Origin of the sequence: Ferribacterium limneticum (assembly GCF_020510585.1) — a bacterium.
GTDB lineage: Bacteria > Pseudomonadota > Gammaproteobacteria > Burkholderiales > Rhodocyclaceae > Azonexus.
Window position 1 is genome coordinate 2,562,417 of the sequence record NZ_CP075190.1, and the last position, 23,650, is coordinate 2,586,066.

Annotated in this window: 19 protein-coding genes; 6 read left to right on the forward strand and 13 right to left on the reverse strand. The window is 61.6% G+C overall.

The annotated features are described in order from the left end of the window. Positions 1-184 precede the first annotated feature (184 nt). The 8 genes from KI613_RS12500 to KI613_RS12535 form a co-directional block, all read right to left on the reverse strand. Positions 185-1,561, reverse strand: a complete 1,377-nt coding sequence (locus KI613_RS12500) for a hypothetical protein (RefSeq protein WP_226399934.1) — start codon at positions 1,559-1,561, stop codon at positions 185-187. A gap of 58 nt (positions 1,562-1,619) precedes the next feature. Further along, a complete protein-coding gene (locus tag KI613_RS12505) occupies positions 1,620-2,489 on the reverse strand; it encodes a PEP-CTERM sorting domain-containing protein (protein WP_226399936.1) in 870 nt (289 codons plus the stop codon). A gap of 486 nt (positions 2,490-2,975) precedes the next feature. After that, on the reverse strand, positions 2,976-3,728 hold the full coding sequence (gene epsA, locus KI613_RS12510) for an XrtB/PEP-CTERM-associated transcriptional regulator EpsA (RefSeq protein ID WP_226399938.1): 753 nt from the start codon (positions 3,726-3,728) through the stop codon (positions 2,976-2,978). Positions 3,729-3,757: 29 nt separating this feature from the next. Beyond that, on the reverse strand, positions 3,758-4,561 hold the full coding sequence (locus KI613_RS12515; protein WP_226399941.1) for an ankyrin repeat domain-containing protein: 804 nt from the start codon (positions 4,559-4,561) through the stop codon (positions 3,758-3,760). Between the two features lie 101 nt (positions 4,562-4,662). After that, positions 4,663-5,199 carry a type II secretion system protein gene (locus tag KI613_RS12520; RefSeq protein WP_226399942.1) on the reverse strand — a complete coding sequence of 179 codons (537 nt, stop codon included), beginning with the start codon at positions 5,197-5,199 and terminating at the stop codon, positions 4,663-4,665. After that, on the reverse strand, positions 5,193-5,573 hold the full coding sequence (locus tag KI613_RS12525) for a type II secretion system protein (RefSeq protein WP_226399943.1): 381 nt from the start codon (positions 5,571-5,573) through the stop codon (positions 5,193-5,195). Before KI613_RS12525 ends, KI613_RS12520 begins: the two co-directional genes overlap by 7 nt. A gap of 3 nt (positions 5,574-5,576) precedes the next feature. Beyond that, on the reverse strand, positions 5,577-6,056 hold the full coding sequence (locus KI613_RS12530) for a type II secretion system protein (RefSeq protein ID WP_226399944.1): 480 nt from the start codon (positions 6,054-6,056) through the stop codon (positions 5,577-5,579). A 10-nt stretch (positions 6,057-6,066) separates the two neighbouring features. Continuing rightward, positions 6,067-8,331 carry a secretin and TonB N-terminal domain-containing protein gene (locus KI613_RS12535; protein ID WP_226399945.1) on the reverse strand — a complete coding sequence of 755 codons (2,265 nt, stop codon included), beginning with the start codon at positions 8,329-8,331 and terminating at the stop codon, positions 6,067-6,069. A gap of 181 nt (positions 8,332-8,512) precedes the next feature. Between KI613_RS12535 and KI613_RS12540 the strand changes: the two genes are divergently transcribed. The 6 genes from KI613_RS12540 (at position 8,513) to KI613_RS12565 (ending at position 16,553) form a co-directional block, all read left to right on the forward strand. Next, positions 8,513-8,830 (forward strand): hypothetical protein, encoded by a 318-nt coding sequence (locus KI613_RS12540; protein ID WP_226399946.1) that lies wholly within the window; start codon positions 8,513-8,515, stop codon positions 8,828-8,830. Between the two features lie 218 nt (positions 8,831-9,048). Further along, on the forward strand, positions 9,049-9,813 hold the full coding sequence (locus tag KI613_RS12545; protein ID WP_226399947.1) for a PEP-CTERM sorting domain-containing protein: 765 nt from the start codon (positions 9,049-9,051) through the stop codon (positions 9,811-9,813). 94 nt (positions 9,814-9,907) lie between these two features. Next, positions 9,908-11,827, forward strand: coding sequence for a bifunctional metallophosphatase/5'-nucleotidase (locus KI613_RS12550; RefSeq protein WP_226399948.1), 1,920 nt, complete (start codon positions 9,908-9,910; stop codon positions 11,825-11,827). Between the two features lie 29 nt (positions 11,828-11,856). After that, on the forward strand, positions 11,857-12,603 hold the full coding sequence (locus tag KI613_RS12555; RefSeq protein ID WP_226399949.1) for an FxDxF family PEP-CTERM protein: 747 nt from the start codon (positions 11,857-11,859) through the stop codon (positions 12,601-12,603). Between the two features lie 164 nt (positions 12,604-12,767). Then, a complete protein-coding gene (locus KI613_RS12560; protein WP_226399950.1) occupies positions 12,768-13,289 on the forward strand; it encodes a PEP-CTERM sorting domain-containing protein in 522 nt (173 codons plus the stop codon). A 99-nt stretch (positions 13,290-13,388) separates the two neighbouring features. Then, the gene (locus KI613_RS12565; RefSeq protein ID WP_226399952.1) at positions 13,389-16,553 is read left to right on the forward strand and encodes an ExeM/NucH family extracellular endonuclease; all 3,165 of its coding nucleotides are present in this window, start codon (positions 13,389-13,391) and stop codon (positions 16,551-16,553) included. Between the two features lie 615 nt (positions 16,554-17,168). On the opposite strand, the gene KI613_RS12570 is transcribed toward KI613_RS12565, so the two are convergent. Genes KI613_RS12570 through KI613_RS12590 form a run of 5 tightly spaced genes read right to left on the reverse strand, consistent with a single transcriptional unit; the run spans position 17,169 to position 23,452 of the window. Further along, positions 17,169-18,749 carry a SulP family inorganic anion transporter gene (locus tag KI613_RS12570; protein WP_226399954.1) on the reverse strand — a complete coding sequence of 527 codons (1,581 nt, stop codon included), beginning with the start codon at positions 18,747-18,749 and terminating at the stop codon, positions 17,169-17,171. Continuing rightward, positions 18,746-19,843 carry a c-type cytochrome gene (locus KI613_RS12575; RefSeq protein WP_226399956.1) on the reverse strand — a complete coding sequence of 366 codons (1,098 nt, stop codon included), beginning with the start codon at positions 19,841-19,843 and terminating at the stop codon, positions 18,746-18,748. Before KI613_RS12575 ends, KI613_RS12570 begins: the two co-directional genes overlap by 4 nt. Continuing rightward, the gene (locus KI613_RS12580; RefSeq protein ID WP_226399958.1) at positions 19,840-20,418 is read right to left on the reverse strand and encodes a hypothetical protein; all 579 of its coding nucleotides are present in this window, start codon (positions 20,416-20,418) and stop codon (positions 19,840-19,842) included. Before KI613_RS12580 ends, KI613_RS12575 begins: the two co-directional genes overlap by 4 nt. After that, positions 20,411-22,483, reverse strand: coding sequence for a putative bifunctional diguanylate cyclase/phosphodiesterase (locus KI613_RS12585; protein WP_226399960.1), 2,073 nt, complete (start codon positions 22,481-22,483; stop codon positions 20,411-20,413). Before KI613_RS12585 ends, KI613_RS12580 begins: the two co-directional genes overlap by 8 nt. 15 nt (positions 22,484-22,498) lie before the next feature. Continuing rightward, entirely contained in the window at positions 22,499-23,452 is a 954-nt protein-coding gene (locus KI613_RS12590) for a phosphate/phosphite/phosphonate ABC transporter substrate-binding protein (protein ID WP_226399962.1), read from the reverse strand. Positions 23,453-23,650 lie beyond the last annotated feature (198 nt).

The window sequence follows — 23,650 nt, forward strand, 5'->3', positions numbered from 1 at the left end:
AGAATTTTGGCAACTTTCGATTTTGGCGCCCTCACCTTGCAACAGCATGACAAAAAAACCATTAAAAATGAGCCGAACGGCTCATGGTGGAACAGCCCCGACTAGTAAAAAAACGGCGGCCCGAAGGCCGCCGAAGGTATTGCCGAGAGACAGGGACAATGCCCCGTCCTCATGGATTGATTGCTTAGTAGGCAAACGGCTGGCAGGCATTGCCGCCGCGGGTACCCTTGGCATCGGCGACACGGTACAGACCATCGATGGCCGGGGCGGAAGAGTCGCCCAGGAACTCGGCAACCTTGGTCATCAGGGCCTTGGAGTTGGCCGGGGTCAGGGTCGGGTGGGTGTGCAGGGCCAGTTCGAAGGCGAAGTCGTACTTGCCGTTCAGCACGTTGGCGCGGTTGCCGGCGCCGTCATAGATGGAAATGCCATCCAGCTTGACGAAGCGCCAGGAATCGGTGCTGCTGGAAGGAACGGTCGGGTTGTTCTCGGCGGAGATAACGCCGATGGAGAAGTCGCTGGCCGTCGTGCCGTAGGTGGCGTTGCCGGAGAGGCACTTCTTGACGTCGCCGGTGCCGGAGCCTTCGACCACGTGGAATGCGCCGGGGATCTCGTCGGCCACGGTAGCGGGGAAGCGCTTGCCCAACTGGTCTTCATAACCGGCGCAGGGGTTGGCCATGAAGTACACATTGGAGGAAGCCTGGGTGCCGGAGGTATCGACGCGGCGGCACAGGTTGACTGGCATGCCGGTGCCGGTGGTGGGCAGCAGGAAGGACCAGTCCACCTTGGTGACGGAAAACGGGTCGGCATTGACGATGGAGGCGTAGTCGCGCTTGGTGATGCTGGGCTGGCAGGCGGCGGTAACGCTGTCACCGGTACAACCGGTGGCGGTCAGGCCCTGCTCGGTCTGGAGGGCGACGTACAAGGGCTTGCTGACGGCAACGCCGAAGGCTTGCCCGGCAGCAAGGCCGAGGACTTCGATATCAGCGATATTCAGGCTGGCCGGCGGGTTGGTGGCGAACAGAGCGGACCACATCTGCTTTTCCACATCGGAGAAGCCGCCGTGGGACTTCTTCTTGGCGGTGGAACACTTCTCGTAGATGGGCACAGACAGGCCACTGTCTGTGGTGTTGAAGCCGGAGGCCGCGCAGTTGGTCAGGGCATCGACGATGAACTTGACCTGCTGGTTGGTATCGCTGCTCATGCCATAGACGGAGTTGATGGAGCCGCCGTCGACGGTGTGCATGAAGGCGACGTTCTGGTTGTCCCAGGCGGTGCCGGTGGCGCCGGCCTTGAGCTTGCAGCTATAGGCCAGGAAGTTGCCCCAGGCGGAAGCGCCAGGCTTGGAAGCGGCGGTCAGGTCGGCGGCGGAATAGGCGTCGAGGGTGCCGGTCTGGCACTGGCTGGCGAAACCGCGCCAGACGATGTTGGTCGGGGCGGAAGCGCCGGAGGCATAGACTACGCGCCCGGCGTTGATGGCGGCGGTAGTGTCGGAGGTGTTGAGGGCGAAAGCGGGCGCAGCGGCGAGGGTGGCCACGGCGGCGGCAATGAGCTTCATCTTCATGGTGATTCCTTTGCAAATGGGAAAAGAGGTCCCGCCGGCATGCCGGCGGGAGGAGGCATTACTTGGCGCGACGACGGCGAGCGACGGCGCCGAGCAAGCCAAGGCCGGCCAGGAACATGGCATAGGACTCGGGTTCCGGTACGGCGGCGGCCACGTCGTAGCTCAGGGTGCCGGTAGCGGCGTTGAAATTGAAGGTGGTGTCGGCGAACTGGATGTTGCGGGCGACGGTGCCAGCCTTGTTGGTGTCCAAATAGAAGAAGGACAGGGCGGTGCCGGCATCGGCGGTGGCGTTGAAGGAGGCCTTGGTTCCCCAGTTCATGCCGGAACCGAAGGTGGTGTTGGCCTTCGCAGAGGAAAAGCTGCTGTCGAGGCTGCTGCTACCACCATTGGCATCGGTGGCATTGCTGCCGATCAGGTTGTGGGGAGCGATGAAGTTGTCGAAGACAGTACTGAAAGCAGCCAGGTTGGACTTGCCTTGAGTGGCGACCTTGGCAAGTTCGTTGGTGGTGGACAGGGCACGAACGTCAGCAGCACTTTCCTTGGAAGCAGCGAAGACGGCGTAGCGGATGTCGGTGGCGCCGTTCAGGTCGGCCATCCAGTCGTTGTACTGGGTGCCCCAGTTGCCGGTAATGCCCAGGGTGGAGCCCAGGGAACCGGTGACGGTGTTGCCCTTGAGGTTCCAGACGATCTCTGCACCAGCGCCGCCGGTGGTGAAGGCGCTGTTGATGGAACCGGCGGCCGGGATGACCTGGTCGATGGTCAGGCCGAGGTCAAACATGCCGGTGACGTAGCCGCTGGAAGCGGAGTAGGCGAACATGACCAGGCTACCGTCCTTGGCAGTGCCAGCGGTAGACATCGTAGCGTTGGCACCTGCAGCAACGGTCGCCAGTGCGACAGCAGCAGTGATGGTCTTGAGAGAAAACTTCATGGAGAACCCCTTTGAAAATATTGAGAGAACCGCCCCTGTTGGGCAAAGATGCAATGTGACGGCGATCGTTTTGCCTTGGGTGTCCGCTGACACAAACCCTGGATAGACTTTTCTTCACCCGGCAAAAACCATGACCACCACATCAACAGGCGTCACTTTATGGTGCGTAAATGACGCTGGTTCGGGGGGTTTTGTCCTGTTTTTTCCGCCGATCGGCTCAGCGAACCAGTCCGATCGGCTCATTGGTTAGCACCTGTATTGTCACAATCGGTAACATTTCAAAAAAACAGGCATGAATTGACCTAAAACAAGCGTCCAGCAAGGAATAGCGCTTTGGGCACCTGCTGCGGTCGACGCCAAAAAACGGGGTAAATCCATGGATCGTCGCGCAGCCCAAAAGCCGCGCAAACATGCAAGCCATTGAAGCCAGCACGCGTCGCTGAAAAAGCAGTTGAGCGTTACGCCAGTCACAAAAACCGGACCGGTTTAGCTCCCGGGTTGCTCCCCGATCAGCCTTGCCTTGACGGCCTTGGCCACGGCTTGAGCGCGGTTGGCGACATCGAGCTTGCGCAGGATGTTCTGAACATGGTTCTTGACAGTCAGCGGGCTGAGTTCGAGTACTTGACCGATTTGCTGATTGGTCTTGCCGTCGCGCACCAGGGAGATGACCTGGGCCTCGCGAATACTGAGTTTGAGGTTCTGGCGCACGCGATTTTCCGGAGAGCCTTTCTCCGAGATCAGCATCCGATGCAGCGTGGTATGCAAGTAAGGCATCAGCATTTCGGCAAAGTAGGCGTGACGCCGTCCGGGAGCTTCCGGCATGCGCAGAAAGACGAAAAAACCGGAACTGTTGCCGGAAAATTCCTTGGCGCCGTGGGCCAAGGCATGGCCGAGGCCAAGACGACAAAGGGCCTCACCAATGGCGCCGCCACCGCCCTCCCCGTCATTGGCACTGTACAGACGGGGGACATGGCCACTGTTCTGCCAGTTATCGACCATCAGCTCGACCAGGTGGTCGATCTCGCCATGCAGTGCCCGGTCATCCAAGGTATTGGCACGCGCCAGCACTTCGCAGTGAAAACCCGGCCCGCCGTATTCACCATGGCCAAAAATGAGCAGATCATGCGGAAGGAAGCTCTGCAACACGCCCTGCGACCAGAGGAAATACTGACTACGCCGGTGCACTTGCTGTGACGACTCGATGGTAATCATCAGTCGTTCGAGCTCGATAGGGCTCACGGTGACCAGGATATCCATGGGCCGGGCGATCAGTTCTCGAAAATCGGCCAGGCTATGCGGCTGGCGCCGTGTTCGACGAGGATGCTCTCGGCCAGCACCTGATCATAACGCTGTGCCCAATAGAGCGCGGTGAGACCGGTACGGTCCGGCAGATCGGGGGTTACCCCAGCATCAAGAAAGTTTTTCAGACAGGCCAGTCGCCCCTTGGCCGCAGCCAACGCGAGCGGATGCAGGCCCTCGCGGTCGTAGCGTTCTGGATTCGGGCCGGCGGCAAGCAGGGCGCGAACGACTTCTGGATGATCGAAGCGAACAGCTTCATGCAAGGCAGTGGCCCGGTTGTCGCTGCGCGCATCGACTTCGGCGCCGGCCCGCAACAGGCTGCGGACAATGCCAAGATTGCCGGCCGCCGCCGCCATGCTCAAGGGCGTGCGCCCCTGCGGCCCCTTGACGTTGGGACTGGCACCGCGCTGGAGCAGCAAGTGGACGATTTCCGTCTGTCCTTCGGCCACAGCAACCAGCAAGGGGCGCTGGCCGAGTTCATCCGCCCCGTTAGGCAAGGCGCCGGCGGCCAACAATGCTTTTACTTCGTCCAGCTTGCCAGCCTGACTGGCCAGGATCAGTTTTTTGGTGTTGGCAGGGGCGACCGGAATTTTATCCGCCCAGGCCGGGCCGGCAATTGCCGAAAAATGCTCTGGCAAGGCGCGTCGACGCCCTTCGCCGCCGGGCTTTGGACGCTCAGCGAAAACAGGGGAGTCGTCAAAAGCCAAAGCGGTAGTCCCCGCCATGCTGATGCCGAAGGCAAGCAGCAAAAGAAAAGCAGCATTTTTATTCATGACTTTATTGGATAGGGATTGCGCCGATCAATAGCGGAATTTACCTTCCATAGGTTACGTGGGCATTGCAAATACATGTCAGTGACAAAGCAAGCTCAGCATCAGTCTGGTTTCGCCGCAACATTTGGTACGGATGAAACAACGTTGCCAGTGCTCAGAAAGCGCCATTCGGTGTACTTTGTAGCCCCCTCGAAATCACCCTGATCTGCCGAAAAGCCGGCCACCTTGATCGGCTTGTCCGACGAGCGGCTGGCCACGCCCATGATGCGGCCTTCCTGCCTGATCAATTCCCACTCGCCATCGGCCGTCATCGGGTCGCGATAGAGGCGGCGCAGGTGGCGGGTCTGGTTGGGGAAACGCTTGTCCTGCAGCAGGTCTTCAAGTTTTTCCGGAAACTGTTTTGCGGCGCCGGGCGATTTGTCGTAGTAGCTGCCGATGGCATGGCGGTATTGCTCGCCAATGAACAGCAGCTCTTTTTCCTTCTCGCGCCGGCTTTCCATTTGCCACAGTGCGCCGGTGCCGGCCAGCGCGATGCCGGCGATGGCGACGGCAAACATCAGGCCGAGGAAGGTAAAGCCGGCCTGGCGGCGCATTTCATTTTTGGCCAATATTTCCGGTTGACCGTAGAACATCACCATGTCGAATAATCGCTGCCGCTCAGGCCCTGCCCTTCGGCCCCGCTGCGGATGTCCCAGACCTTGCGCTGGCCTGGTTCGTCGGGCGGCGGCACGATGACCCAGGTTTCGGTGCTTTCGGTGATCGGATCGGGCGGCACCTTGCGCAGGTAGCGCTTGGTCACCAGTTCTTCAAGCGTTTCCGGGTAGCGCCCGGTGTCGCCACGATATTTGTCGACGGCATCGCGCATGACGGCCAGCGATTCGCGGAGCGAGGCTTCGCGGGCCCGGTCGAGATGCTGGAAATAGCGCGGCACGGCAATAGTCAGCAGTGTGGCGATCACCGACATAACAACCAGCAGTTCGATCAGCGTGAAGCCTTTTTTACGGGAGTTCATGCCTCACCACTCCCGGTACGGCGTGCCATTGAGGCCAACGCCCTTGGCCAGCGAATAGACGTCAAATACATCGGCGCCTTCAACCGGCGCATCGGGCGGACTGGCATAGCTGCGCTTGCCCCAGGTCAATTCTGCCGGCAACGCCGGATCGTCGGCAAACGGGTCGCGCGGCAGGCGGCGCAGGAAATAGAGCTTGGCCTTGTTCGGGTCCTGCATGTTCTCGACCCCTTTGGCCAGGTCTTCGAGACGGCGCGGATAGCCGCTTTCGTCGACCTTTTTCTCAAGTTTGCCCTCATCGACGGCCCGTCTATAGGCGTCGAGGCCGCCGCGGATTTCCCGCAATGCGGCGCGCAACTCCACTTCCTTCTGCCGCTTGGCCGTCATCTCGATCATCGGCATCGCCGTCATCGCCAGTATGCCGACGATGGCGACGGTGATGATCAGTTCGATCAGGGTGAAACCCCGGCCCGGCTTGCCGATCATGGTTAGTTGTCTACTTCAGCTTGAGCGCATGCGAAACGGTCGCCCCGGAGTAGGGCTCACCGCTTTCCAGCGTCGCCCCGGTCACGTCGATCCGGGTATCGCCCTTGGCCCCAGGCAGAACGCGCAGGCGCAGGCTGCCGTGCCCTTGGTCAACGCGCAGCAGTATCCGTCCGGGCGATACCGCTGCTGGCTGAATCACTTCAAGCAGCGTCGGGTCGTAGGCCACATCGACCGTCAGGGCGCTCGTCTGCCCCGGCGCCATGACACCGATTTCCACCTCGCTGCCAGCGGCGGCCTCAGCCGGCCCGCCAAGCTGGAGCCCCTCGAAAACGGGGGGCGGCACCGGCTGCCCCGGATCAACGGCCAGCGCGCCAAAACGCGATGCGCCGCCAGCGACCGGGGCGACGCCGCCGCGCGGCGCCACGGCCAGCGACTTCGGCCCCTGTGACTTGATGATCATCGGCGCCGCACCGACCGCCGACTCAGTGCCCGATGGCAAGGCCGGCTGCCCGAAATCGGGCCGATGGATATTACGCAACACGCGCGGCGTGATGAGCAGGATGATTTCCGTCTTGACCGAGGTATCGCGCTGGCTACCGAAGAGACGACCAACCACAGGAATTTCGCCAATCCCCGGGATATGGCTGGTGGACTTGCGCTCCTCATCGTTGATCAGGCCGGCCAGCACCTGGGTTTCGCCGTTCTTCAGGCGCAGCGTGGTACTCGCGCTGCGCGTACCGACCTGATATGCCAGCGAACTGGAAGGGCCGGACACTTCCTTGACGATGCTGCTCACTTCCAGGGCAACTTTCATCGACACCTCGTCGTCGAGCGTGACATTCGATTCAACGTCGAGCTTGAGGCCGACATCAAGATAGGTCACCGAGGCGGAAACGCCGACATTAGCCGTCGAAGTAGTAGTGAATATCGGCAGCTTGTCGCCAATGTGAATCTTCGCCTTCTCGCGGTTCTTGACGCGAATGCGCGGATTGGCCAGCACATTGGTATCACCGATCTGGCCTTTGAGGTTCAGTGTCAGAGCGGGGTTGGCGACGAAGCTGGTCAGACCGGAAGCGCTCTTGAGACTGACATAACCCGGGGCCAGCGTGCCGCCCGGAACGACGTTCTGCATAATCCCGGCGGCCGTACTCGTCGTCGTCGTGATCGTCTGCTGCAGAGCGCCATAACCTATCGAATCCGGCCAATCGACGCCAATCTCATGCAACCGGCTGCGCGTCACTTCCAGAATCTCGACTTCCAGCATCACCTCCGGCTCGGCCAGATCGAGCGACTCGATCAGCCGTTCGACCAGGCGCATGGCGTCCGGCGTGTCCTTGACGATGAGCAGGTTGAGCTTTTCGTCGGCAAACACATCCTTGCTCTTGGCCACCGTCTTGATCAGAATCTGCGCCTGCTTGACGTCAGCATTGGCCAGATAGAAGCTGCGCACCACCAGCTCCTGATACTCCTTGGCCTTGGCTGGGGTGTTCGGATAAATCAGGAAACTGTTGTCATTGAGCTGACGTTTCTCCAGCTGGTTGGTAGTCAGGATCAGGCGCAGGATGTCTTCGAGCGGGCTGTTGCGGACAAAGAATGTCACCTTGGTGTCGCCCTTGACGTCCTTGTCGAAGACGAAATTGAGGCCGGACGAACGCGAAAGCACTTCAAAGACCGATTTCAGCGTTGCATCGCGGAACTCCAGCACGACCGGCTTGGCCAGCGCCGCCTTGACGGCCGGATTGGCCGACGGATTCATTTCCTTCTCGCGCAGCGTGTCGATCTGCTGCTGCAGGCTGCGCGCCAGCGGATTGAGCGTGTCCTGGGCCCGCACGGTACGCACCACCCGCTCGGCCCCGAGCAGATCACCCTTCTTCAACAGCTGTTCGGCCTGGGCCAGTTTCGCGGCATTATTCCGGTCGACCGCAAGTTGCTCCAGGCCTTGCGTTGCGCGGGTATTGCGTCCATCGATAGCGAGCGCGCGCCGGTAGGCCGCTTCGGCTGCATCGAGGTTGCCGGCAGTTCTCTGGCGATCGGCATCGTCAAGATAAGCGTCGACCGACTCGCCCTTGTGGCGAATCATCGCCGCCTTGATCTCGGCATCGCGCGGACGATCCCGCGCTGCCTTTTCCAGAGAGGCGACGCCCTCTTCCTTCTTGCCGGCCGCCATGAAATCAAGGCCATCCCGGTAGGCCGGATGGGAGCACCCACCCAGCAAAACAACCAGGAGCAGAAGAATTGAGCCTTGCTTCAAAGCACTATCGAATCGGGTCTGCATCAAGTTGAGCCGTGACAAAATCTTATTATCCTAGGAAGCCAGCATTACAGGCATGTTAAAGACAAGTAAATATACCAGTCGTATACGGTGCCGCGCTTCATACGGCTGAAACCTGCACCCGCAATACTCTCCTGACATTCGGCCAGCGTGCCAGCACTGGCCACGACGAAGGGAGATACCGATGCAGCGCCCAGTTTCCGACACCCACTATCCACCCGAAGACATGCAGGCCCTGCGCCAGCTGATCGCCCAACTCGCCCCGCAATGCGGCGTTGACCTGGGCAATCGCTCATCGGTTCGCCACTTTCTCGATGCCGACTCGGCCAGCATACGCAGCGAGAGCATCGATCCGCGAATTTGCCAGGAATTACGCGCCATGATGATCCTGCTCTTCCGCCTCGAAGCGAGCAGCAGCGAAGATCTCGGCGTTGAAGGCCTGCGTCGCCTATGGCACCAGCACGGTGAAATCATGGCCCGCTACGGTCAGCAGGCTCACTGAACTGCCCTGCTTCTGGCTGGCCGAAACGGCGCCGCGCCGATTGGCGCCCGGACGAATCGCCATTCGCCATATTGTTGCAGCGCTGAACGTTTACTAGTCCGTTCAGATCATATTTATCCAGCATCACATATCAACGCCTGTCACGCCGGCACCCTATTCTTGCCCCATCCGAATCCGTATTCGGAATAGGTCAACCAAACAAAACTATGGGGAATGCCATGATTCGCAAGACTGCTCTCGCTCTGCTGCTGGCTGCGGCCGGCATCAACGCTCACGCTGCACTGTCGGCTGGTGATATCGCCTTTACGTCTTTCAATGCTGACGAAGATGGCCTGTCCTTCGTGAGCTTCACCGGCATTGCCGCCAATACCAGCATCTATTTTTCCGACAATGAGTGGACGGGCGCCGCCTTCAATACCGGCGAAAGCTACAACGTCTGGAACTCCGGTGCGGCGAGCATCGCCGCCGGCACGGTCATTCGTCTGTCCGCCTACGACAAGACGACGCCGGGCGCTTCGGTCGGCAGCCTGAGCCGCGTCACAGTGTCGGGTAGTGCCAACTGGGGTATCGCCAATTCCACCGAAACGGTCTATGCCTACCTGGGCACCAGCGCCACCGCTCCGACGACCTTCCTGACGGCCATCACCAACGGCTCCTTCGCCGTTGATGGCTCCCTCACCGGCACCGGCCTGACCGAAGGCGTCAATGCCATTCGCCTGAATACATTGGCGAACAGCGCCACCCCGGACTACGCCGAATACACCGGTCTGCGCAGCGGTGCGGCCAGCTACGACGCTTACAAACCGCTGATCAACAACTTGGCGAACTGGAATGTCGATACGGCGAATGGCAACTACACGGCGACGATCCCCAACACAACTGCCTTCAGCGTCACTGCCGTTCCCGAGCCCAAGAACTACGCCATGTTCGTCGCCGGTCTTGGCCTGATGGGTCTGATCGCCCGCCGCCAAAGCAGCCGCTAAGCCCGTGACATAACGACCGGGGGGTTCCCCCGGTCGGCCCATATTCGCAACTGCCGGCCCCTTGTCTGGCGCCGGCAGCACCAAGGAGATTTTCATGTTCAAGCTTTCCACCCTGGCCCTCGTTCTGGCCAGTGCCTTTGCCGCACCGGCCTTCGCCGCCTGCCCCGATGCTTCAACCAGCGTTACCTTCGGCAGCTACAACTCCGGCGTGAGCAATCGCGCCGTGGCCGGTAGCTGCACCATCGACGACCAGATTCTCGATGATGAACAACAGTGGGGCAGCCAGGCCTCCTTCCTGTCGCACGTCTCCACCGTCACCTTCAACCTGCTCAAGCAGGCCAAGATCACTGCCGCCGAGCGCGTGAAATTGATGGCCGCGGCTCAGGCTTCGGGCATCGGCAACTCGATCAAGGTCAAGCTGATCGGCTTCAACGATTTCCACGGCTATATCAAGGCCGGCGAAGGTTCGTCGAGCAACCCGGGCGTCGCCCGCTTCTCCACCAAAATCAAGGCCCTGCGCGCCCAGAACAGCCTGAACGCCGTCGTTTCCGCCGGCGACATGATCGGTGCCAGCCCGCTGACCTCGGCCCTGTTCAAGGACGAACCGACCATCGAAGCGATGAACCGCATCGGCATCGATTTCAACTCGGTGGGCAACCACGAATTCGACGAAGGCAGGACCGAACTGCTGCGCATGAAACAGGGTGGCAACCACCCGACCGATCCGTTCTCCGGCCTCGGCCTGCCGCAAGACCTCAAGAACGGCGAATTCGCCGGCGCCACGTTCGACTTCCTGGCCGCCAACGTTGTTGAAACCGAATCCGGCAGCACTGTCTTCCCGGCCTACGGCGTCAAGAACTTCCTCGGCAACAAGGTCGCTTTCATCGGCATGACCCTCGAAGCGACGCCGACCATCGTCTCGCCTTCCGGCGTTGCCGGTCTGGAATTCCGCGACGAGGCCGACACCGTCAATGCGCTGATCCCGACCCTGCAGGCCCGGGGCATCAAGAGCGTCGTCGTGTTGATCCACGAAGGCGGTTTCGACACCACCTCGAACATCAACGACTGCACCGGCATCTCCGGTCCGATCGTCGATATCGTCAATCGCCTGCATCCGGAAGTGGACCTGGTGATCTCCGGCCACACCCACGCTGCCTATAACTGCCTGATCAACAACAGCGCCGGCCAGCCGGTTCGCGTCACGTCGGCCGGCCAGTACGGCCGCAACCTGACCGACATCGACATGGTCATCGACACCAAAACGAAGAATGTCCTCAGCATCGCCGCCACCAATCTGGCCACCGGCACCGGTGCAGCGACTGCCGAAGATCCGGCCCTGACCGACCTCGTCGCCCACTACGATGCATCCGCCGCCGTCCCGGCCGGCCGCGTCATCGGCAAAATCACCGCCGGCATTACCAAGACCAACAATGCCGCCGGCGAATCCGCCCTCGGCGACGTCATTGCCGACGCGCAACTGGCCGCCACGGCCAGCGCCGCGACTGGCGGTGCCGTCATCGCCATGATGAACCCGGGCGGCATCCGCGCCGATCTGCCCTACAACCTGGCTTCCGCCGGCTTTGCCTACGACGGCGCCGTGACCTACGGCAACGCCTTCACCGTCCAGCCCTTCGGCAACTCCCTGGTAACCCTGACCCTGACCGGCGCGCAGATCAAGACTGCACTGGAAACCCAGTTCCTCGGCTGCAACGGCCAGACCCAGGAACGCATCCTGCAGATCTCGAACGGCTTCAGCTACGCCTACACCGCCGCCAACGCCTGTAACGCCCGCATCACCTCGCTGACCCTGAACGGCCTGCCGGTTGATTCCGCTGCCAGCTACCGCGTCACGGTCAACAGCTTCCTGGCCGACGGTGGCGACGGTTTCGTCGTCCTCAAGAACGGCACCGACCGCCTTGGTGGCGAAGTCGATACCGATGCATTCGAGAAGTACCTGCAGGCCAACCCGAGCGGCGTTGCCCCCGGACCGCAGAACCGCATCGTCAAGAACTGATCAACTGACCCTATTTAGAGAGCCTCATCATGAAAACCAATCTGCTCAAACCCCTGCTTGCCTCGCTGCTGATTATTGGCTGCGCTTCCGCCCAGGCAGCCCATTTCGAAGTTCAGAGCTACACCGCTTCCAGCCTTTACAGCGGCATGGTCAATTTCGAAGTGTTCAAGTATGACGGTGCCGACCTTTCCGGTGGCGGCGATGTCCTGACCATGGCTTCCGGGATCGATGCCGCCACGGATTACACCCATGCCGGGTCAGCCTTTGGCAGCTTCTACAATGGCCAGACTCTGGATCTATCGACATCGGTCAGCTTCGACTCCGCCAACGCCATCAACTATTTCGGCATGGCAGTCGCCGTCGAGAAAAACATCCAGCTGAAAGTGGTCGCTGATAGCGGCGATGTTGGTCCGGTTGTCAATGTCAGCTTTGCCGGCTTGTCCTCGACGGTGAACAACCTGGCCGGCGCCACCGGCTCCTTCCAGACGACTGTTCGCGTAATGAACGGCAGCAGTCTGCTCGGCAGCTTCAACACGACCCAGTATGCCGACCAAAACATTTCCTTTGCCTTCACGGCGCAGGCCGGCGACATCCTGACCTTGTCCGCATCCCAGGGCTCCACCATGAACGCCACGGGGCCGATCAACGCCAGCCTGACCGGCATGCTGAGCGGCGACTTCACGGTCACCGCCGTCCCCGAGCCGGAACAGTACGCCATGTTGCTGGCCGGTCTTGGCCTGATCGCCGGCGTTGCCCGCCGCCGTAGCAGCCGCTGATCCATAACGGTGAAACCGCACGGGCTGTCCGGCCCGTGCGGTTTTTTGCCGCGGCGTGCGGCGCGGGCCGAGCAACAACCCAAGTCCCGCTATTTCCACGGTCAACCGGAAATTTTGGCCAATTTTAAAACGTCGCCTCGCCGCTCTGTTCCCAGGAGATTCTTGTGTCCAAGTTACTTCGCATCACCGCCCTCGCCACCCTGCTATGTGCTGCCGTACCGGCAGCCCAGGCCGCTACCTACAGCTTTTCCGGGATGATGGATTCCGGCTCGCTGATCGGCGAAAGCTTCACCGGCAACTTCAGCTTCGATGACCTTGGCCTGACCGGGGTCGATCTCGAGATTCGTGGCCTGAACAGCCTGAGCCTGAGCTTCCTCGGCAATACCTACACGGTTGGCAATGCCGACTCGATGCCCGATGTGAGCTTTCTGAACGGCAGCTTTCTTGGCCTCTCGTATTCGGTCACAACCAGCACGCTGGGGTTCAGCGTCATTCCCGGCTTCAGCGATACCTCTGATGCCTTCGTTGCCTACGACAAGTTGAGCGGTGGAAACATCGTTGACGGTCAGTCAGGTTACGGATCGATCGTTTACCTCCCGGTTCCCGAACCCGAGTCCTACGCCATGCTGCTCGCCGGTCTTGGCCTGATGGGTGTGGTCGCCCGCCGCCGTTCCCAGGCCACCTGATCAGCACTGCATTCAGAGAATGGCTCCTGCGGGGGCCATTTTTTTGACTTTTCTCCCCGCCCAGGCGGCCCATCCAATATTCGCCATGAGTGACACGCCATGAAAATTCGCCCTACAGCCTCCCATCAATTCGCCCGCAACATCATTGCCGCCAGTCTGGTTGCCGCCATGGCGCCGGCCTTCGCCGATGCCAGCTACCAAACGCTACCCTTTAGCCAGGACTGGTCGAATACCAGCCTGATCAGCGCCGACGACAACTGGAACGGCGTACCCGGCATCATCGGCTACCGCGGCGACAGCCTGACCGGGGCAACTGGCACCGACCCGCAGAGCATCCTGGCCGATGGCTCTGCCACGCCCGTCGACGTCATCGCCAACCAGATTTCGACCAGCATTTCGAACGGCGGCGTGGCCGAATTTGAACTCGCCAATCCGACCATTGTGCTGCAGGGCTCGGGCACCGCCGACGCGCCTTTCATCCAGATCCATCTCAACACCACCGGTTTCCAGAACATCCAGATTGCCTTCAACCTGCGCGACATCGATGGCACGGCCGACAACGCCATCCAGCAAGTCGCCCTGCAATACCGCATTGGCAGCAGCGGCAATTTCATCAACGTCCCGACCGCTTACGTTGCCGACGCAACGACCGCCAATAGCGCCACCCAGGTCACCCCGGTCAGCGTCATCCTGCCCGCCGCGGCCAACAACCAGGCGCAACTTCAAGTCCGCATCATGACCACCAACGCTGCCGGCAACGACGAGTGGGTCGGCATCGACGACATCATGATCAGTGCCGACGGCACCGGTGGTGGCGAAGTTAACCAGCCAATCATGACGACCTGCCCCACCGGCAGCCTGGCTCAGGGCGAAGCCGGCAGCATCTTGCTTTCCGCCACCGATGCCGATAGCCGCGTCAATGCTGCCAGCCTTGCCGCCGACACCCCGGCCGGCTTCACGCTCGGCGCGCTGACCAGCGCTTCTGTCGATGGCGCCGTCGCCTCCGTCGCGCTCAATGCCGCCGCCAGTCTCGCCGCCGGCAATTACGCCGTCGTCGTCAATTTCGCCAACGATGAGGCGCAGACCGCCAGTTGCACGGTCAACGTCAATATCAGCGGCACGATGCCGATCCACACCATCCAGGGCGGCGGCACGACCAGCCCGCTGGCCGGCCAGCAGGTAACCACCCAGGGCGTCGTTACCAAAGTGACGAACAATGGCTTTTTCATGCAGGACGAAAACCCGGATGGCGACGAGACGACTTCGGAAGGCATCTACGTCTTCACCAGCACGGCCCCCACCGTGGTGGTCGGCAATCGCGTGCGCGTTGCCGCCACCGTCAAGGAATTCAACGTCGGCGCCCTGACCAACAACGCCACGGCCGCCAATCCGCTGACCGAACTGATCAGCCCGGCGGTCAACGTCCTCGCCGCCGGCATCGTCATCGCACCGACCGTCATCACCTTCCCCGAAGTTAACGAAGGCGACCTCGAGCGCTACGAAGGCATGCTCGTTCGCATCGAAGGACCGCTGACCGTCGGCCAGAACTATTTCCTCGGCCGCTTCGGCCAGCTCACGGTTTCAGCCGACGGCCGCCTCGAAAAGCCGACCAACCGTTACCCGGCCGGCAGCCCCGAAGCGATCGCCATGGCCGATGACAATGCCCGCCGCCGCATCCTGCTCGACGATGGCACCAGCCTGCAGAACCCCAACCCGACGCCCTACCTCGCCGCCGACAACACGGTGCGCGCCGGCGACACCATAGCCGGCATCACCGGCGTCATCGACTACGGCCTGGCAACCAGCGACAACACCGGCCTTGGCGATTTCCGCATCCATCCCACCATCGCCCCGCTGTTTACCCGCGACAACCCGCGCACCACGGCGCCGGCTACCATCGGCGGCAATATCAAGGTGGCCAGCTTCAACGTCCTCAACTATTTCACCACCTTCACCAACGGCCAGACCGCCGATGGCCAGAGCGGCCAAGGCTGCACGCTGGGCAGCAGCACTTCGGCCGCCAACTGCCGCGGCGCCAACGATGCCGCCGAATTCACCCGCCAGCAGGCCAAAATCGTCAAGGCCATCAAGGCGCTCAATGCCGATGTGGTTGGTCTGATGGAGATCCAGAACAATGGCGCGGTCGCCGTCCAGAATCTGGTCGCAGCCCTCAATGCGGCCTACGGCAGCCAGGTGTACACCGCCGTCACCAATATCAATGGCAGCATCGGCGACGATGCGATCCGCGTCGCGCTGATCTACAAGAATGCTGCGGTCAGCCCGGTTGGACAGGCAATTTCCGACACCGACCCGATCCACAACCGGCCGCCTCTGCTGCAAACCTTCGCCGCCGCCAATGGCGAGAAATTCAGCGTCGTGGTCAATCACTTCAAGTCGAAGGGCAGTTGCCCGACATCCGGCGATGATGCCGACCAGGGCGATAGCCAGGGTTGCTGGAACGCCCTGCGTACCCAGCAAGCACAAGCCTTGCGCAACACCGTACAAAACCTTCAAACCAGCAGCGGCGACAACGACGTCATCGTCATCGGCGACCTGAATTCCTACGGCAAGGAGGATCCCATCCTCGACTTCACCAATGCCGGCTATATCGACCAGGTTGCCCGCTTCGACAGCTTCGGCTATTCCTATGTCTTCGATGGCGAAGCCGGCTACCTCGATCACGCCCTGGCCACCCCCAGCCTGAGCGCCCAGATCGCCGGTGCCAAACACTGGCGCATCAACGCCGACGAGCCGGCCATCATCGACTACAACACCGAGTTCAAGCAGCCGGCCTGCGCCACCTGTGGCCCGGACTACTACAGCAACACGGTCTATCGCTCGTCCGACCACGACCCGGTGATCATCGGCCTCAATCTGCTCAAGCAGATCGGCGGCACGGCCGGTCGCGACACCATCATCGGCACGCCCGGTGACGACGTGATCACCGGCGGGATCGGCGCCGATACGCTGACCGGCGGCGCCGGTGCCGACCAGTTCGTGTTCACGAGCCTGCGCGACGGCGTCGATACGATCACCGACTTCCAGCCGGGCATTGACCGTATCGTGCTGACCCAGCTTCTGCAATCCGTCGGCATCGCCAGCCCGAATCCGATTGCCGGCGGCTACGTCACCTGCAAAACGGTTGGTGCCGACGCCATGATCGGCATTGATCCCGATGCCGCCGGCAGCGCGGTCAGCCGTAACCTCGTGCTGTTGAAGAACCAGAACTGCGCTGCTGCCATCCCCGGCAACTTTGTGTTTTAAGCAGCGGGTAACGCCTGTTTCCTTTTGGGAAATAGGCGATTTATCTGCCAGGCGTGCTCTGATCTTGTCAGCTCCGAGTATCTCAAAGGGCTGACCACTGACGCAGTGTTTGCCCGCCCCTCGATAAAACGAAGATTTATCGAGGGGGTCGGGGCAGCTTGTCCGAATTGGTGCCGCAATTCATTGCGCGGAAAAGAGTCAGTTTTAACGCCAAATTTCCGGTTGACCGTAGCAAGCTCAGGCAGAGCCAGGGATGGCCCTGAACCGGGACGAGCGGCTGAGGCTTCCCAACTCGACGGGCAAGCCATTGAGGCGTGCTGCCACCCTCGGTCAAAACTCAACATGCAAAAGTAGTCAAATTCAAACGCGCCGACAGACCATAGCCCCAAAAACTTTGCCGTCGCAAGCAGCGTGTGGCCATAGGAAAGAAGTCGGCCAGGTGCAATCGATCACCAAACCCATGGCAATTTCTGAAATCTATACAAGCGAGCGAGCTTTCGATGGGCATCCTGTGGGGTGAAACGCCACATGACGGGGACTGCCTTGGCGTTGTTCCTTAGCTCTAACCAGACGTTCGTCGCCTACTACCGGATTCTCTAATGAAGGCAGAGCGATTCACAGTTCCTGCCGGCGGCGCCGGTCTTTGCGCTTGCGCTGGCCGGACCGCTCGGCGGAGTCGTCACGCCGATCCTGCCCACTGCGGCGTTCGGCGAAGCGCACCCTGCCGTTCTTGCCGACTTCAGCAAGCCAGCGAATGCCTTCCGGGTCGATGTGATGGACGGCGGAGAAGTCGACGATCAGTTTATCGAAACGCATATCGTTGTTGGCGCGATGGTAGAGCGACTCGATCACGGGCAGCGAACCATAGTAGATGTTGCCGCGGATGCGCAGCACGTTGCCTTCCAGGGTGACGTTCGGGTGCGCCTTCTCCCACTTGGCGTAGGCCAGTGCAAGCAGCGAGCCGCAGATTACCGCGCCGAAGAGGCCGAACACATGCACCGACAGGAAGGATGCGCTGAACACGATAGCTTCCGGCCGATGCTGGAAGTGCGCCTTGATGTCAGACCAATCGATCATGTTGGCGCCTGCCACCATGATGATCGCAGCCATCGCCGGCACCGGGACAATCGCGATGTACTCGCCGAAAAAGCTCACCAGTGCCAGCAGGAACAGCGCCGACGAGACGGCGGCAAGCCGGCTGCCGGTCTTCATCGATTGCATCAGCGACATCCGGTTGAACGACGCACAGGTCGGCAGCGCGGAGATAAACGGCAGTACGCAGTTGCTCACCGCGTCGGCGAAGATACCGTTACGGGCATCGACGAACTGGCCGCTCTTCCGGTTCATCATCCGCATCGCCGCAACCGTCTGGAACAGGCCGAGCAACGCGAGCGTCACCGCACCGGGGATGATGCTGACGATATCCGGCATCGCCTCCTGAGAAAACAGCGGCAGCGACGGATATACGAAGCCAGCTGGCGAGATGTTCGCCGTCTGCTCGACCAACGTTTCGCCGACGCCGACGTGCGCGTTCAGGTACTCCGAATACAGCGTCCCGGCAATGATGCCGAGAAGGATTGACCAGTTGCGCAGTATCTTGAACTGGCGCGTGACAACGGTAACCAGCAGGGTGATCAGGCCGATATGGATGGCGTGCATGTTGCCGATCTCGAGCACTGCGAGGAAGCTCTGCCAGGCGATCCACAAGCGCCATTCGACCTGGGTGTTGACGGGCAGGCCGGCAAATGGCGGGAACGATTTGAAGATCATGTACAGGCCGATGCCGCAGATCATGCCGTTCGCTACCGGTTCGCTGACGAAGTCGAGGAAGCGGCCGAGCGGCCGGATCGACAGGAACAGCAGCTGGATCAGCCCGGTGAGCAGGAACAGCATCAGCGCATAGCCGATATAGTCGGGCCCGAACTGTGGCGCGACCGGCAGCAGCGTAACGCCGATGACCGCTGACTGGGTGCTGTTGGGCCCGCCGTGAAATACCCGCGACGGGTTCAGTAGCGCAGTAAACAGCACGCCCCAGATTGCGCAGTAGATGCCGAAATACGACGGCAGCCCGGCGAGCGTGGTCGAGAACGCGACCGCCTGCGGCAGCACGACGATGGCGAGTGTGAGCCCGATCAGCAGTTCATTGCCGACTGCGCCCGAACGCAGCGCCATCCACGACGACAGCGCCTGCTTCATGTCCCGCTCTCCCGGGCTGCGTCGGACTGGTGCCAGGTTTCGACGGTATGGAGCAGCGTCGGCATCAGCCGCATCATCAACTGATGCCACAGCGCCGCGAGCGGCCCATCCTTGTCGCCGGCCGGGCGCGGCATGTTGCTGACGTAAAAGCCGATGTCGCGGCAGTCCTGGTTGCTCAGCGTGCCCTCCTCGCCGAGCGGCATGTTGCGGCAGATGAACCCCGGCAGGATCGTCGACACGAAAGAGAAGTTGTTGCGCGACTGCTGGTTGAACGCATTCGGCCCGGCCACCGCCGGAAACAGCGCCTTGCCGTCGACGACCGTGCCGAGCCCTTGCGGGCCGTGGCAACGTGCGCATTTCTCCTTGTACAGCGCAGCGCCGCGGACGTAATCGTCGCCGCGCTTCATTGTCGACGACGCCGTCACCTCATCGATGCCCTGTGCCTCATAGCGGTTGCCGAAGCGCAAGTCGAGCGCCGCAGCGAGGAAGCGGCTGTAAGCGGTGACATCGCGGATCAGGTCGTCGGCAACGTTCGGCTTGTAGCCGTTCGACGAGTTGATGTAGCACTGCATCTGGCGCATCTCGTAAGGCAGCAGGATGCCGGTGAACTGGTCGTACATGTCGGCCATGACCCATGACGCGGCGAGACTCAGCGAGCCGGTCTGCGGCATGCCGGCGGCGGTCTGCTTGTCGCCGATGCCCTGGTGGCAGTGGTCGCAGCTGGTGTGGGTGCCGCGTACGAAGCGGGTCGCGTTCCAGCGTTCGCGGCCAGGGTCCGCAGCGAGCTGCCCCTGCAGGTCGTCGATGATGTTGCAGCCGCGCTGGATTGCCCGCACATCCTCGTCGCTGTAACCCCGCTTCACGCTCGCCTGTCCGCTGCGCGCGAGCACGTAGGGCGAGGCGTAGCTGGAGCCGGCCGCAAGCCCGTAGCGAGCGAGCTTTTCCGCGCAGCCCGGCGTCAGCTTCACCGGCTGCACGCGGATTAGCGCGCGCTCGTCGTGGCGCGCGACAGCGAGGGCATACAGCGCGAGCAGCGTGCCAACCAGCAGCGCGAGTCGGACGGCCTTTCCCCACCCCGGTGCGAGCTGCTTCATGGCGTTCCCTCAGCGGCGCCTTCACCGAGTTGCAGGTGATGGGCGACCATGCGTGCAAAAATCCGGATGTCTCGTACTGCCGGGTCGTAGATCGTCGGCACGAAGCCGTCCAGATGCGTGGCGTAGCAGCGCTGCACATGCTCCTCGAAGGAAACCCGGCGGCCGCTCAGTGCATCGAAGCGGTCGCCGCTCGCGAAGGCGTAAGCAAGTGCCTCCGCACTATGGCAATTGATGCATGCGTTCGGATGGTCGAGCGCCCCTTTGCGAGTGAAGCGCCAGGCATAGCGGTGGGTATGATGGACGAGGTTGTAGCCGTTCTGGATCGCGCGCACGAAGTAGCCATCGTGGCCGAACGTGTCGACGCCATAGGCCTGGCGAAACGCCTCCCAGCCGGCTTCGGGCTTGCCGTGCGGCGAGAACACCGGGCGGTCGGAGCCAAAATGGGCCCAAAGCGCGAAGGCGACGATGACGGCGGCGGATAGCACCCCGCGCAGCACGACAACGAAGCGTGCCTGCCGCGCGGCGCGGCGCCGCTCACGCCCCGCCGCGAAGGCGGTGTCCGGTGTGCTATCCATCGGTAAGCGGCAGTGTGCTGCGCCCCCAGAGTGCCGGCTCTCGCGCGAACCGCGTGAGCAGGTCGGTAAAGTGTTCGGTGTCGAGCGGATGCGACAGCAGATAGCCCTGCAGATAGTCGCAGCCCAGACTCTGCAGGAATTCCAGCTGGGCGATGGTCTCGACACCCTCGGCGACGACCTTCAGTGACAGGCTGTGCGCCATCGCAACGATGGCGCGGACCAGCGCGGCCGCATCGGCGTCCTCACACAGAGGTGAAACGAAACTGCGATCGATCTTCAGGGTGTCGAACGAGAAGCGGCGGAGGTAACTGAGCGACGAATAGCCGGTGCCGAAGTCGTCGAGGCTGAAGCGCAGCCCCTGCGCGTGCAGTTTCCCGAGCACCGTGTTGATCTGCTGATGGTCGTCGAGCAGAATATTTTCGGTGATCTCGAGTTCGAGCATCTGCGCCGGCAGCAAGTTGTCATCGAGGACGCTACGAATCAGCAGCTCGAGATCCTCGCGTAACTGCACTCGCGAGATGTTCACCGCGACGTAGCCCGGCGCCAGCCCTGCATCCATCCAGCGGCGCAACTGCCGGCCGGCCTCGCGCAGCACCCACTCGCCGATCGCGACGATCTGGCCGGTGCTCTCGGCGATCGGGATGAATGTCGCCGGACCGATGAAGCCCCGTTCCGGATGCAGCCAGCGCAACAGCACCTCGGCGCCGACATAGGCGCCGTCCCCAGCGCGGAAGATCGGCTGGAACGCGAGATGAAGTTCGCCGCGCGCGAGAACCTTGTTCAGATCCTGCTCGAGTTGCAGGCGCTCGCGCACCTGCGCGTTCATTTCCGCGGTGAAGAAACAGATCGACGTCCGCCCGGGCTTCTTCGCCTGGTACATGGCGTTGTCAGCATTGGCCATCAAGGCCTCGACCGTCTCGCCGTCGTCCGGATAGAGCGCGATGCCGATGCTGCAATGCACGATCACTTCGCGCCCGTCCAGAGCGACCGGTTCAGAAACCGCCTCGAGCAATCTGCCGGCGACGTCTCGCGCATCGCCTGCCTGACCGAGCCGCGGCAGCAGCACCAGGAACTCGTCCCCGCCGAGGCGCGCCAGTGTGTCCTCATTGCGCAGACACGAGCGGATGTGGGTACTGACCTTCCCCAGCAAGCGATCGCCGGCGGCGTGTCCCATCGTGTCGTTGACAATTTTGAAGTCGTCCAGATCGATGATCATCAAGGCAAAACGCTGCTGCTGGCGGTGCGCCGAGTGAATCTCCTGCTGCAGCCGCTCGACCCCTAGCAAGCGGTTCGGCTGCGCGGTCAACGAATCGTAGTTGGCCTGATAGTGCAGCTTCGCCTGCTCGCGCTGGATCTCGAGCGTCATCTCGTTAAAGGTTTCAGCGAGGCGCCCGAGCTCGTCCCCATTCGTTACCGGAACGAGCGTGAATTCCCCCCGGCCCAGATCCTGCGAGACCTTGATCAGACGCTGCACCGGGTGCATCACGTTGTACTTGAACACCAGGTAGATTGCAGCGCTCAGGAACAGGATGATTGCCGCATAGATGCTGAACTGCTCCACCAACTGTTCGCGTGCCTTGGCCGTCAGCGCCTCGCGGCTCATGCCGACCCGCAGGCGGCCGAGTTGGCGCCCGTCGTGGACAATCGGAACATCAGTCGGGATCACGCCGGGCAGCTGTGCGAGCTGCTCTATCAGCCGCTGCAATTGTGGCGGCTGCAGGTGATCCGGCGCTGGGCCGGCCACGCCGAGGCTGGTACGGACGTACAGGTCGCCACCATTTACATACGATGTCAGCGGCCGGTCGTCGTTGTCGACAATCACGCCATAGACGACGTCACGCTGCCGGCTGACCTCGCGTGCGTAATCATTGAGCGTCAGAAAATCGAGCCCGAGGATCGCTTCGGGGCTGATCAGGGCGATCAGATGACCCAGCACGCGGCCGCGCTCGTTGAGTTCCTGCTCCAGAATGCGATTCTGGCTGTGCAGGAAGAAATAGGCGTTGAGCGCCAGCGTGACCGAGAGGATTCCGGCCACCATGAGGATGAACTTGCTAGCCAGGCGCAACGGCGCTCTCCGTGGTCAGTGCGGAATGACCATCGCCGGCATGACCTTGCGGATGATGCGGCGGTGCGGATCGTAGTCGACATCGCTCGCCGCACCGAAGCCGGTCATCTCGGCGCGAGTGAGGATCGCACGCCCCTCCTCGCTTGCCTTCAGTCCCACCAGCAGCACCTGGATGCGCGCGCTGAGCGCCTTCGGCATGTCCTTGCGAACCGCCCACGGCAGGTGCAGCAACCGCTCTGTCATGCCAAGATGCGTGACCGTGCTGGTATCCATCGCGTTACGCACCACCGGCAGATCGATCAGGATGTCGCCGGCCCCGCTCGCATCGGCCTTTCCGTGGAACAGCGAAATCAGCGAATTCGGTGGATTCTTCGAGAACACAGTCTCGTAGTCGGTGGGCTGCAACCCCGCCTGCAACAACAGATAGCTTGGCAGGATGTAGCTCATCATCGCGTCTGTGCCGCCGCCGAACACGATCTTGCGTCCGCGCAGTTGCTCGATCGCACTGATGCCGCTGTCCTTGCGCACGTAGAGTGCCCCGGCCACAGTACCGAGGCCGAACTCCTCATTGTGAGCGATGACCCGGTACTTGTCGGCAGAGCGGACGTAGTGGAACTGGTTGTAGTGGACAATATCGAAGCGCCTTTGCTCGACACCTTCCCAGAACGCGTCGAAATCCTTCGCAGTGACGAGCCGGACCTCGCGGCCGAGCTCGCGGCTGAGGTACGCGGCCAGCGGCGCATAAAGTTCGGTGGTCAGCGTGGCATGACGACGCGGGAATATTCCCATCACCAGCGGCGCATCAGCAGCCCGGGCGGCGGGAATTGCCTGCTCGGCCAGTGTCATGCCAAGCGTCGCCAGCAGTCCAAGCACGACGCGACGACGAGCGGGATTCCCGACCGCATAACCGCTTCGTGTCAGCCTATCGGACTTCTTGGCCGCCACTATGTCTTTCGTTATATCGATCATCCTAGAAGTATCGCCGTGCTTTTCGACTAATGTCAATCAAGAATGCCATTTGGAAACGACACTCTTCCGCGCAGCAACATCGCCGAAAGCTCAAGACAGGCCATAGTTTGCTATGGCTGACTGCGCCCTCCCCTCGAAGGCAACAAAGGGAATGCCTAGGCCATTGCCAAAGAAATCTAGCAGAGCAAGCTTGGTATA

What these genes read in the sequence shown, in the direction of transcription:
- KI613_RS12500 (WP_226399934.1), bottom strand. Translation starts at nt 1,561, where the DNA reads ATGAAGATGAAGCTCATTGCCGCCGCCGTGGCCACCCTCGCCGCTGCG.
- KI613_RS12505 (WP_226399936.1), bottom strand. Translation starts at nt 2,489, where the DNA reads ATGAAGTTTTCTCTCAAGACCATCACTGCTGCTGTCGCACTGGCGACC.
- KI613_RS12515 (WP_226399941.1), bottom strand. Translation starts at nt 4,561, where the DNA reads ATGAATAAAAATGCTGCTTTTCTTTTGCTGCTTGCCTTCGGCATCAGC.
- KI613_RS12520 (WP_226399942.1), bottom strand. Translation starts at nt 5,199, where the DNA reads ATGGTGATGTTCTACGGTCAACCGGAAATATTGGCCAAAAATGAAATG.
- KI613_RS12525 (WP_226399943.1), bottom strand. Translation starts at nt 5,573, where the DNA reads ATGAACTCCCGTAAAAAAGGCTTCACGCTGATCGAACTGCTGGTTGTT.
- KI613_RS12530 (WP_226399944.1), bottom strand. Translation starts at nt 6,056, where the DNA reads ATGATCGGCAAGCCGGGCCGGGGTTTCACCCTGATCGAACTGATCATC.
- KI613_RS12535 (WP_226399945.1), bottom strand. Translation starts at nt 8,331, where the DNA reads ATGCAGACCCGATTCGATAGTGCTTTGAAGCAAGGCTCAATTCTTCTG.
- KI613_RS12540 (WP_226399946.1), top strand. Translation starts at nt 8,513, where the DNA reads ATGCAGCGCCCAGTTTCCGACACCCACTATCCACCCGAAGACATGCAG.
- KI613_RS12545 (WP_226399947.1), top strand. Translation starts at nt 9,049, where the DNA reads ATGATTCGCAAGACTGCTCTCGCTCTGCTGCTGGCTGCGGCCGGCATC.
- KI613_RS12550 (WP_226399948.1), top strand. Translation starts at nt 9,908, where the DNA reads ATGTTCAAGCTTTCCACCCTGGCCCTCGTTCTGGCCAGTGCCTTTGCC.
- KI613_RS12555 (WP_226399949.1), top strand. Translation starts at nt 11,857, where the DNA reads ATGAAAACCAATCTGCTCAAACCCCTGCTTGCCTCGCTGCTGATTATT.
- KI613_RS12565 (WP_226399952.1), top strand. Translation starts at nt 13,389, where the DNA reads ATGAAAATTCGCCCTACAGCCTCCCATCAATTCGCCCGCAACATCATT.
- KI613_RS12570 (WP_226399954.1), bottom strand. Translation starts at nt 18,749, where the DNA reads ATGAAGCAGGCGCTGTCGTCGTGGATGGCGCTGCGTTCGGGCGCAGTC.
- KI613_RS12575 (WP_226399956.1), bottom strand. Translation starts at nt 19,843, where the DNA reads ATGAAGCAGCTCGCACCGGGGTGGGGAAAGGCCGTCCGACTCGCGCTG.
- KI613_RS12580 (WP_226399958.1), bottom strand. Translation starts at nt 20,418, where the DNA reads ATGGATAGCACACCGGACACCGCCTTCGCGGCGGGGCGTGAGCGGCGC.
- KI613_RS12590 (WP_226399962.1), bottom strand. Translation starts at nt 23,452, where the DNA reads ATGATCGATATAACGAAAGACATAGTGGCGGCCAAGAAGTCCGATAGG.